This window comes from Armatimonadota bacterium (genome assembly GCA_016869025.1).
Taxonomy (GTDB): Bacteria; Sysuimicrobiota; Sysuimicrobiia; order Sysuimicrobiales; family Humicultoraceae; genus VGFA01.
Genome location: VGFA01000006.1, coordinates 87,207 through 96,843 on the forward strand (window position 1 = coordinate 87,207; position 9,637 = coordinate 96,843).

Annotated in this window: 10 protein-coding genes; 5 read left to right on the top strand and 5 right to left on the bottom strand. The window is 69.6% G+C overall.

Going from position 1 to position 9,637, the window contains the following annotated elements; genetic code table 11:
• Positions 1 to 19: 19 nt before the first annotated feature.
• Genes FJX73_05560 through FJX73_05580 form a run of 5 tightly spaced genes read left to right on the top strand, consistent with a single transcriptional unit; the run spans position 20 to position 5,114 of the window.
• Positions 20 to 904, top strand: a complete 885-nt coding sequence (locus tag FJX73_05560) for a M48 family metallopeptidase (protein MBM3470243.1) — start codon at positions 20 to 22, stop codon at positions 902 to 904.
• On the top strand, positions 904 to 1,650 hold the full coding sequence (locus FJX73_05565) for a peptidoglycan endopeptidase (protein ID MBM3470244.1): 747 nt from the start codon (positions 904 to 906) through the stop codon (positions 1,648 to 1,650). Before FJX73_05560 ends, FJX73_05565 begins: the two co-directional genes overlap by 1 nt.
• A 59-nt stretch (positions 1,651 to 1,709) precedes the next feature.
• Positions 1,710 to 3,095, top strand: a complete 1,386-nt coding sequence (locus FJX73_05570) for a Mur ligase family protein (GenBank protein ID MBM3470245.1) — start codon at positions 1,710 to 1,712, stop codon at positions 3,093 to 3,095.
• 25 nt (positions 3,096 to 3,120) lie between these two features.
• Positions 3,121 to 3,918, top strand: coding sequence for a glutamine amidotransferase (locus FJX73_05575; GenBank protein ID MBM3470246.1), 798 nt, complete (start codon positions 3,121 to 3,123; stop codon positions 3,916 to 3,918).
• On the top strand, positions 3,876 to 5,114 hold the full coding sequence (locus FJX73_05580) for an MFS transporter (protein ID MBM3470247.1): 1,239 nt from the start codon (positions 3,876 to 3,878) through the stop codon (positions 5,112 to 5,114). Before FJX73_05575 ends, FJX73_05580 begins: the two co-directional genes overlap by 43 nt.
• Before the next feature lie 46 nt (positions 5,115 to 5,160).
• Here FJX73_05580 and FJX73_05585 read toward each other — a convergent pair whose 3' ends face one another.
• The 5 genes from FJX73_05585 to FJX73_05605 form a co-directional block, all read right to left on the bottom strand.
• Positions 5,161 to 6,048: an EamA family transporter gene (locus FJX73_05585; GenBank protein ID MBM3470248.1), complete on the bottom strand. Its 888-nt coding sequence runs from the start codon at positions 6,046 to 6,048 to the stop codon at positions 5,161 to 5,163.
• Between the two features lie 12 nt (positions 6,049 to 6,060).
• Positions 6,061 to 7,632, bottom strand: coding sequence for a glycosyltransferase (locus FJX73_05590; GenBank protein MBM3470249.1), 1,572 nt, complete (start codon positions 7,630 to 7,632; stop codon positions 6,061 to 6,063).
• Positions 7,629 to 8,276 (bottom strand): methyltransferase domain-containing protein, encoded by a 648-nt coding sequence (locus tag FJX73_05595; protein ID MBM3470250.1) that lies wholly within the window; start codon positions 8,274 to 8,276, stop codon positions 7,629 to 7,631. The genes FJX73_05590 and FJX73_05595 overlap by 4 nt, the downstream gene beginning before the upstream one ends.
• Before the next feature lie 115 nt (positions 8,277 to 8,391).
• Positions 8,392 to 9,174, bottom strand: coding sequence for a sugar phosphate isomerase/epimerase (locus tag FJX73_05600; protein ID MBM3470251.1), 783 nt, complete (start codon positions 9,172 to 9,174; stop codon positions 8,392 to 8,394).
• A gap of 5 nt (positions 9,175 to 9,179) precedes the next feature.
• Positions 9,180 to 9,635 carry an ABC transporter permease subunit gene (locus FJX73_05605; GenBank protein MBM3470252.1) on the bottom strand — a complete coding sequence of 152 codons (456 nt, stop codon included), beginning with the start codon at positions 9,633 to 9,635 and terminating at the stop codon, positions 9,180 to 9,182.
• Positions 9,636 to 9,637 lie beyond the last annotated feature (2 nt).

A 9,637-nucleotide genomic window follows, 5' to 3' on the forward strand; every position in this document is an offset into this window, starting at 1 on the left:
GCGTCATCGGGGGGCCGGAGTGTACGAGGCCATCGAGAGCAACGTCCGCCGGACCTGGCTGCTCTTCGCGGGGTTCGTCGTCATCGTGGCGGCGCTGGGGTTTGTCTTCGGAGAGCTGACAGGATTCGGGTACGCGGGCGTGGCGGTGGCTGCGGTCCTGGCCGTCGCCGGCGCCTGGGGCAGCTACTACTACAGCGACCGGATAGTGCTCTCCATCAGCGGGGCACGTGAGGCGCCGCGCGAGCGGTACCCGTACCTGTACAACGCGGTCGAAGGCCTGGCCATCGCCGCGGGCATCCCTGTCCCGCGCCTGTACCTGATCGAGGACTCCGCGCCCAACGCCTTTGCCACCGGCCGCGACCCTCAGCACGCGGCGGTCGCTGTCACCACCGGCCTGCTCGACAAGCTCGACCGGCTGGAGCTGGAAGGCGTGCTGGCGCACGAGATGGCGCACGTCCAGAACTACGATATCCGGCTGGCCACGATCACGGCGGTTCTGGTCGGCTTGGTGGCCCTGATGAGCGACTGGCTGCTCCGCAGCATGCGTTTGGGCCGCCGCCGCGGCGGCCGCGGTGGCGGAGGCGCGCAGGGAGCGCTCGTCCTGGCGGGTATCCTGCTGGCGCTCCTGGCGCCGCTGTTTGCGCAGTTGATGCGCCTGGCGCTCTCCCGCCGCCGCGAGTATCTGGCAGATGCCTCGGGCGCGATGCTGACGCGCTATCCCGAGGGCCTGGCCGCCGCGCTGGAGAAGATCAGCGCGGACCCCGAGCCCCTGGAGGTGGCCAACAAGGCCACCGCGCACCTCTATATCATCAACCCGCTGCGCGAGTGGGGCGGGTGGGCCAACGGCCTGTTCAACACGCACCCCCCGGTCGAAGACCGCGTCCAGCGGCTCCGCGCGATGTGATGCGCAGACCTGACCCGGGAAGGAAGGCGCGCCTGCCGGGCGAAGAGAGGCAGGGTTTCACTTTGAGGGCCGCAACTGCCCAGGGGGAGGCGTGTGTGCGCGGTATCCGGGCGGCGACTTGGGTCGTTGCAGTGATCGTTTTCATGGCTGCCGCTGCCCCGGCCGTGGCATCGCAGGCCGCCACCGCCCAGCCGTCCGCCGTTGCGGTCCACCGTGTCCGGGAGGGCGACACGCTGTGGGGCCTGGCCCGACGCCACCGGACTACGCCCGAGCGCCTGGCGGCGATGAACGGTATCGCGCTCGAGGCCACCCTCCAGATAGGACAGCGGCTCAAGGTGCCGGCAGTTCGCGGCGCGGCAGTACTCCCTTCGCGCGGGCAGCGGTGGGCCACGGCGCTGACAGCGCTCGCCACGCGCCACGTGGGCGTCCGGTACCGGTGGGGAGGCACCAGCCCTTCGGGCTTCGACTGCTCGGGGTTCCTGTACTATGTGTTTGGACGGAACGGGGTTGCGCTGCCGCGCACCACGTTCGCGATGTTCAAGGCCGGGGTACCGGTGCCGCGTGATCAGATTCAGACCGGCGATGTCGTCTTTTTCCAGACGCTGCGGCCCGGGCCGTCGCACGCCGGCATCTACCTGGGCGACGGCCGGTTCGTCCATTCTTCCTCGGGCTCCAGCCGCGTCACCATCACGCCGATGGGACACCGCTACTACGGCCCGCGCTACCTGGGTGCCCGCCGCTTCTAGCCGGTTGTGCGTAGCCGGAGCCGGCGGCACCGATGGAGCCGGTGCGGGCCCGGAGCCGCATGCGTGAGGCCGCGGCGATCGCCGCCGCCCGGCTCGCGGCATCGCTGAGCCGTCTGACGCGCATGGGAGGCGGGACCACGCTGCCCGGCCGGATCGCCGCCGCGATCTCGCCCGGTCTGGTGGCCGGCCTGTCGTCGCGAATGGCGCGCGGCGTGGTGCTGATCTCGGGTACCAACGGCAAGACGACCACGGCGCGGTCTCTGGCCGGGATCCTTGAGTCGGCCGGGCTTGCGATCGTGCACAACCGCGCCGGCGCCAACCTGCTCTCGGGTATCGCCACCGCGCTGGCCGCTCACGCGACGCTGCGCGGCCGGATGCGCGGAGAGGTGGGGTTGTTTGAGGTGGACGAGGCGACCCTCCCGGCCGCGGTCGAGGCAACGCGGCCCCGCGTGGTCGTCCTGCTCAACCTCTTCCGCGACCAGCTCGACAGGTACGGCGAGATAGATCTGATCGCCGAACGGTGGCGACGCGCGCTGGCCGTGCTGCCATCCGAGAGCACCCTCGTCTACAACGCCGACGACCCAATGGTAGCCGACCTCTGCCGTGACCACACGGGTCCGGTCCAAGCATTCGGCCTGGAAGAGGCCCCGCACGGTGAGGACCGCACCCTGGAGCATGCCGCGGACGCGCGCTACTGCTACCGGTGCGGCCGCCCCTACGTGTACACCCTGGTCACCCTTGGGCACATGGGGCACTACCGCTGCCCGGGGTGCGGGGCAGCGCGGCCGGCGCCACAGGTGCGCGCGCGCCGAGTGAGCATCCACGGCGCAGACGGCGCCAGCGCCACCATCGTCGCAGACGGCACCATGATTCCCGTGAGCACCGTGCTGCCGGGCCTCTACAACGTCTACGACGTAACCGCGGCCGCGGCCGCGGCGCTGACCCTGGGCATCGCCCCGGCGGATGTGGGGCGCGGTATAGCCACAACCGTGCCGGCGTTTGGCAGGGGCGAACGCGTTGACCTCGGTGGACGCGAAGCGCTCATGCTGCTTGCCAAGAATCCCGCCGGGTTCAACGAGGTGTTGCGCACGGTTCTGCTGGCGGAGGCGTCCCCGGTGGTGCTCATTGCCATCAACGATCTGATTGCCGACGGGCGGGACATCTCGTGGCTGTGGGACGTGGACTTCGAGGTGCTGCGCGACAGGGCGCGCGCGGTGGTGGTCACCGGGTTGCGGGCAGAGGACATGGCGCTGCGCCTGAAGTACGCGGGCTTCGGCGCCGAGCAGGTCAGCGTGGAGCACACCGGCGAGACGGCGCTTGACCGCGCGCGGGGCCTGCTGCGAGATGGCGAGTGCCTCTACATACTGCCTACCTACACGGCGATGCTGCACCTCCGCGAGATACTAGCGCGCCGCGGGGCCGTGCGCGGGTTCTGGAAGGAGTAGGATCCCAAGAACATCAGGAGCGGCGATGGAACTTCGCATCTGTCACCTGTACCCGGATCTGTTGAACCTCTACGGGGATCGGGGCAACATTACCACGCTGGTCATGCGCGCGCGGTGGCGCGGCTTCTCGGTGCGCGTGATCGAGGCACGCCTGGACGACCCGGTGGATCCCGATGCCAGCGACCTCTTCTTCATCGGCGGCGGCGAGGATCGCCAGCAGCGGCTGGCCGCGCCGGATCTCTGTGGCGTCAAGGGATCGGCGCTGCGCGAGGCCGCGGCGGCGGGCGCCGCGATCCTGGCGGTCTGCGGCGGTTACCAGTTGCTGGGCCACTACTACAGGCCCGCGGGCGGCCCGGACCTGGTGGGCCTGGGCTTGCTCGACCTGCACACCGTGCATCCTGGGCCCGGGAGCCGCCGGATCATAGGCAACATCGTGGTCCGGGAGGCCGGTGCCGGCCGCATCCTGGTGGGGTTTGAGAACCACGGGGGGCGCACCTACCTCGGGAGCGGCGCGCGTCCGATCGGAACGGCAATCGTTGGTTCCGGCAACAACGGGCAGGACCGCGGCGAGGGCGCGGTCTGGCGGTCGGTCTACGGGACCTACCTGCACGGCCCGCTGCTTCCCAAGAACCCGTGGCTTGCCGACGAGTTGACCGCGGCCGCGCTGCGCCGGCGGTACGGCAGCACGGCCGGCGAGGTGGCGCTCGAACCGTTGCCCGATCTCGAGGAGCACCGCGCTGCTGCCGCGGCTGCCGTTCGCGCCGGTGCCCGAGGCCTCTCATGGCCCGAGGCCCGCGGGCAGAGGCCGGAGCATCCGTCGTGAACGACGAGCGCGCGCCGCGCCGCATCGCCTTCATCATCGGCCTGGCCCAACTCGGATTTGCCACGGTGCTGCCTCTGCTGCCGCTCTATCTCACCGAGCAACTGGACGCCAGCGTGAAGCTTGTGGGCGTGGTGATCGCCACCTTCGCTCTGGTGGAGACCTTCTTCAAGACCACTTGGGGCGGCGTGACAGACCGGATCGGCCGTAAGCCGGTACTGATAACAGGCCTTGTGCTCAGCGCCATAGCGCCGCTTGTCATGGCGGTGCTGCGGGTGCCGGTGTTGTTTGTGCCGCTGCGGCTGGTGGACGGCCTGGGCTCGGCGGCGCTGTGGCCGTCGGCCGCCGCGGCCGTAGCCGATACGACCACCCCGGACCGCCGCGCCACCGGCATGGGCATGCTCAACCTGGCCTTCCTGGGAGGCCTGGCCATGGGGCCTTCGCTGGGGCTGTTCTTCGCCGGGTTCACCGGTCAGGTGCGGGCCGGCTTCTACCTGTCCAGCGGCCTGATGGCCCTGGCGGCTCTGATGGCGGTGCGCTTCTTCCCAGGCCGGAACGATGGCTCAGAACATGCCGATGCCTTCATCGGATACCACACCACGGTATCCCCGGCACGCCTGATAACCCTGTTCGGAAGCTACCGAATCTCTCCGGTTCTGTTCGCACTCTACCTGGTGGCGTTCGTGCAGATGTTCGGGGTAGGCCTGATGGTGCCCATCGCCGCAATCTTCGCCAAACAGGTGGTTGGGCTCAGCGAGCACGCCATCGGCGGGCTGTTCATGGCGATAGTGCTCGCGGTGGCGATTTCCACGGTCCCGGCCGGCCGGCTGGCCGACCGCATCGGCAAGCGCCGCCTGGTCGCCGTGGGCATGCTCCTGGGGGCGCTGGGGATGTGGCTGATGTCCTTCAGCGGCCGCCTCGCCGAGATGGTGGCGGCAGGTATCCTGCTCGGCTCCAGCTACGCGCTCTCGGCGCCGGCATGGCTGGCCCTGGTAAGCGAAATGGCCCCACCGGGCCGGCTCGGGCTGGCCGTGGGCGTCTCCGAGACCGCGCAGGGCCTGGGCCTGGTCCTGGGTCCGCTGCTGGGAGGCATCCTGTGGGACGCGGTGGGTCCGCGGGCGCCGTTCGTGGCCAGCGCGATCGTGATGACCGCCGGGACCGGCATCGCCGTGGCGGCCTTGAGGATCCGGCGGCGATGAGCCCGGGTGCCGTTGAGGCCTGGAAGGCGATGAGACCGCGGAGACGCTAGCGCCCAGCCGGCTTCCTTAGTATGTGCTCGCCCTGCACCAGGACGACGCCTCCCACGACCAGCGCCGCGCCTGCCCACTGCGCGGCTGCCATGGGCTCGTGCAGCAGCAGCGTGCCTACCAGCGCTGCCACCACCGGCTCCAGCGTGGCTACCACGCTGGCGCGGCCGGCTTCTATCCGGCGCAGTCCCGCGATGTAGAGGAGATAGGCAGCGCAGGTCGGGGCAGCGATCAAGTAGGCGATCGCAGGGAGGGCAGCGGTGCGCACAGGGGGCAGCCCGCCGGATGCGGCCACCAGGAGGATCGCCCCGAATCCCAGTGTGTATACCACGGTCGTCAGCGGCGAGTGCCGGCACAGGGCCGCCTTGCCGAAGATGCTGTAGAGCGCGTAGGTCAACCCTGCCCCCAGGCCGGCCATCAGCCCGGATGGCGTGAGCCGCACGGCACCAGGCCCGAGCGCGCCAACGACCAGCGCGCAGCCCGCGAAGGTGAGCGCCACCGCCGCGGTCTTCATCGGCGTCATCGCCTCGCCGTAGAGTGCGCGCGCCAGGATCACGACCCACACCGGCGCGGTGTACAGCAACACCGCAGCGGTCGCCACTGTGGTGAGACCGATTGCCGTGAAGTAGACGGTGAAGAACCCGGCAACGCTGACAGCGCCGTATGCGACCAGGAGGGGCAGGTCGCCGCGCCGCACCCGCAGCGCCGCGCGGTTTGCGAGCAGGCAGTAGAGCAGCAGGACGGCGAACGCGCCGCCGGCCCGCCAGGCAGCGGCCTGAAGCGGGCTCAGGCCAGAGGCGAGCAGGCTGCGGACCGCCACGCCCAGCGTTCCCCAAAGCACGGCCGCGGCGGCCACATTGAGGTATCCGTGGATGGACGGGAGCACCGGAGCGCCGGGCTAGGGCTCTGTTTCGGCGAAGAGCTCGTTCTGGCGCAGGAAACTGCTCAGCAGCAGCCGCAGGTACGGGCTGTCGAGCTGGCTGCGGTAGTCGCTAAGCGCGGCGTGCTTGAGGGCCAGCTCCTCGGGCTGGAGGTCGAGCCGCAACCAGCGGTATTCGTCTCTGAGTGACTTCGGGGGCAGCAGGGCCGCGTCGGGCGCGTACCGCAGCGGCCGCGGGTAGTCCCAGGCATGTACCAGGAAGGTGTAGAAGCGCGGGTGCTGCAGCGCACCCTTCTTCTCAAGCGACCTGAGCGCTTCTCGCACGAACCCGTTGACCGCGCGGTGGTCGCCGTGTTTGTCCGCCTCGTGATGTGTTAGGACCACCGTGGGCCGCACCTGCTGGATGACCGACCCGAGATCGCTCAGCAGATCTGTTCCCGTGTACCTGGCGCGCGGACGGAACGTATCCCTGTACGGGGAGGCCGATGCCTTGGTAAAAGGTGAGACGTAGGGCCTTGCGGTCCCGCGACGGTGCGTGGCCAACGCCATCAATCCGCGGTCGGGGTATCCGAGGAAGATAACATTGCCGTGCGGGACCCCGAGCCGAGCCATCACGCGGCGGGCCTCCCTCTGTCGCGTCTCGCCCTCGGCAATGAAATCGGCCGGCCGCGCCAGCAGCCGCCTGCCACCCAGCGACGCCGCCAGGCGGTTGGCGTCGCCGTTCGTGGCGAAGACCAGCCACACCCCGGCGTGCGCGGCCAGCGCGCGCTGGATCAACCCTCCCGTTGCGAGCAGCTCGTCGTCGGCGTGAGCGGCAACGATAAGCACCCGGTCGGACTGCTCGGGCTCGGGGAGCACGTCGAGCGCGCTGCCAACCGCGCGTGGAGCAGAGAAGAGCCCCATGCTAATGTACGCGGCCACCACGGTCAGGCAGGTCAGGGCCAGCAGGGGCGCCTTCTGCCGTGGTGTGCCGTTGCGCCGCCGCCGCAGACCCAGCACCTCGACCGTCATGCGCACCTTCCCGTGCCATCCCTGGATCAGGCCGTACTTCTCTTCCTTTCGAAGATGGGTCACGCCGGTGAACGGCAACCTCTCGACCTTCCACCGTTCCCGCCATGCCAGCTCCGTCAGCGCGCGCTCGAACCCGAACCGTGTCCCGGCCAGATGGGGTCGGTCGAGCAGCGCGTTCCTCCGGACGGCGCGAATGCCGGAGAGATGCGGCAGCACCGTCTGGACGAGGTCCGCGGCCAGGACACCTACCGCCATGTCCGCGCGGCCCTGCTGCACCGGCTGGACCAGCGCGCGGATCTCCTCGGGCTTGAGGTTCTCCAGATCTGCGTCGAGCAGGAGAAGGATCTCCCCTGATGCCCGCCGCGCTCCTGCCAGGATCGCTCCACCCTTGCCCAGGTTCCTGGGAAGTTGGATGACGACGTCGGCACCGGACGCGGCCGCTTCCTCCGCGGTCGCGTCGGTGGATCCATCCGAGACCACGATGATCTCGGCCACCTCGCCCGTGCGCCGAACGGCCTCGACCACCCAGGCCACCGTGCGTTCCTCGTTGTAGGCCGCGATGACGCATGACGTGGTCATGCATGAACCATCCCGCCCGGGCGCCGCGCGAGGAAGCACCGTCCCGAGCCCACTCGGTGGGTTTCTACCTCCTGGCAGCCCAACGCGTGCAACTGCCCGATCAGCGAGCGGACGATCCAAGGCAGGACCGATCCGCCGGCTGAGTAACTCATCACCACCCAGCCGCCCGGACGCACCACCCGGACCAGTTCGCCGGGAACCGGGAACGCGTTCTGCACCGTAACCAGGTCGAACGTCCCCTCCCGGAATGGAAGACACCCGGCGTCGGCCGCGGCAAGATGCACAGGCCACCCGTGCTCGCGCGCGTGCCGGGCGGCGTGGGCCAGCATCACGGGCGAGAGATCTACCGCTGCGCCGCAGCACCCAGGAAACCTGCGCATGAGGACGCCCACCACCGCGCCGGTGCCCGTGCTGACATCCAGTACGTCCGCGGGGGTCGCCGGTAGCCGGTCCAGGGCGGCCTCGAGCGGCGCGAGATAGCCGTCCTGTGGGATCACATCTTCGTCGTAGCTGGCCGCCAGCGCGCCGTACCTGCTGCGGGCTATCGCCCGTTGAAGCGGCGAGCCCACCAGCCGCGAGGACCACGCTCCCACTGCCAGGTAGACGGTGTCGGTTATGAACGAACTGAGCCAGGTCGCCCGCATAAGGCACTCCAGGAGGTTGCGCTACAAGGTCTGCTACGATGGCTCCGGTGTGAAAGGTTAGGTTCTCTGCGGGTCGGCGAGGTCCTGCCGGCAGGGAGGCGGGGGAGCGGGGGTCCTATCCCTGCTCGTAGGCGCGCAGGGCCCGTCGCGTCTGCTCCAGATCCTCGCGGGCCGAGAGTTCGAGCACCCAGATGTGATGCCCGCCCGCCAGCAGCGCGTCGAGCGTCGGGCCGTGACAGCCAGCGTCCTCCAGGGGAAGGTGCTGGCCGTCGGGCGTCTCGATCTTGTAGATGTGCGCGTTTGTGATCCGCGGCCGGATCACGGCGTGGAAGGCTTCAAGTGTGCCGCCCTCCTGGATGTACGGGCTGGCGGCGGCGTGCCCCAGGTCAAATGTGATCGCGCAACCGGCGGCTTCGGCCATGGCCAGCAGCCGGTTGGGGTCGCTGGTCCATCCACCCTTGAGGTTCTCCAGACAGACCGTCACGCCGCGCTCCCGGCCGGCCTCCGCAGCCCGGCGCAGGTGATCCAGCGCGCGCTCCCAGTGCAGCATCTCCATGGGGATCGCGCGCGAGCCCACGTGGACTGTCAGGATCGTCGGCGCCATCTCGGCCACGAACTCAATGTACATAAGGAGGTAGCGCAGCGATGTATCAGCGATGGCCGGGTCACGGTGCCCCAGCTCCACGTCGGCGGCCGGCGCGTGGAAGCGGGCGCCCAGGCCGTCACCCCGCATGCGGTCGAACAACTTCGCCCGGGCCGACGGGGCGACCGGCAGGCGCAGCAGGTCGAGGTACCACTCGACGCCGCCGTAGTTGTGCGCGCGGGCATACGCCGCGACCTCACCCGGCCCCTGCCGGAACGCGGATGAGGAAAGGTAGAACTCGACCCGCATGGGCACGAGGGCTATCCCAACGCCGAGGTGAGACTTCTTCCAGAGAGACGGTTGGCGGCGTAGACGGTCACGAGGACTGCGGCGACCAGCAGGGCGCCCAGCGCCGAGGCCGGCCCTGTCTGGTCGTAGCTTATGAACTCGAATATCTTGACCGAGATCGTCTTCCACCGGGCCGAGTACAGCAGGAGCGTGGTGGTCAGCTCCCCGAGCAGCGTGGCGAAGGTGATCGTGGCCCCGGCGGCGATGGCGGGCGTGATCAACGGGAGCGTGATCCGGCGGAAGGTCACCCCCTGGTTGGCGCCGCAGACAAGCGACGCCTCTTCGAGCGCGATGTCGGTCTGGGTGAGCGAGGCGTAGGCGGACCGGAACGTGTACGGCAGGCGCCGGATGAAGTAGGCGATCATCAAGATCGTTCCGGTGCCCGCGAGCTCAAAAGGAGGAACGATGAACGCCACGAGGATCGCCACGC